Below are 719 nucleotides of genomic sequence, written 5' to 3'. Positions count from 1 at the left end.
TCGTAATAACAACGATAATGTCTGTTCCCATAAGTTTACTTTGGCGTTTTAGATTTAAGGTTCCTGCCTGTTTATTTACAATAATGACAACCTTGGCTATTATTGCCATCCCTTTTATATTTGATTTATCGTCTCTCTTTTAATCTATTTTTGTAAAAAATATTTCTAAAATATTAAAAACACCCTGCATTTTTAAGCGTTTTGAACTGTATCTCCTCTCATTTAGAGACAATAGCCCCAAGTACAGCCATGCCACTCAATACAATGTTCACCATATTTCTAACATAAAAATAACACATGTCGATACATTCAAAAGAGATCAATTAAACGATCTTATAAAATAAGAGCAATACACAAAGTGGCTGTATTTAATGATAGTAAATGAAGACGATTATTATGGAATTCTTGGTGTAAGCTACGCATGCAACGATAAACAGATAAAATCTGCTTTTCGTAAATTAGCTCTGCAATACCACCCTGATCATAATTCTAGTACCGAAGCAGAACAAAAATTCAGAAAAATTTGTGAAGCCTATGAAGTTCTTAAAGATCCTCAAAAGAGAGCTGCTTACAATCAGTTCTATCATAAAACTTTTAAAGATAATGACAAGGCTTCTGAAATTAGTAGAAAGCAAGAGAACAGACGACAAGATAATACCGAGCATGTAATTGGTAGTATCATGAATGTAATTTTCATTATTTGTGGAATAATACCTATA

At 31.6% G+C, this 719-nt stretch carries 1 protein-coding gene; it reads left to right on the top strand.

The window, feature by feature from the left end; translation table 11 throughout:
• Window positions 1–371 precede the first annotated feature (371 nt).
• Window positions 372–719: DnaJ domain-containing protein (locus ACFIL8_RS11750; protein ID WP_375689956.1), on the top strand; the 348-nt coding region annotated here is incomplete at its 3' end.

The organism is Bartonella sp. AP57NXGY, from assembly GCF_042195805.1.
Classification (GTDB): Bacteria; Pseudomonadota; Alphaproteobacteria; order Rhizobiales; family Rhizobiaceae; genus Bartonella.
The sequence above is the reverse complement of the archived record's forward strand: the minus strand, read 5'-3'. Positions and strand labels throughout refer to the sequence as shown.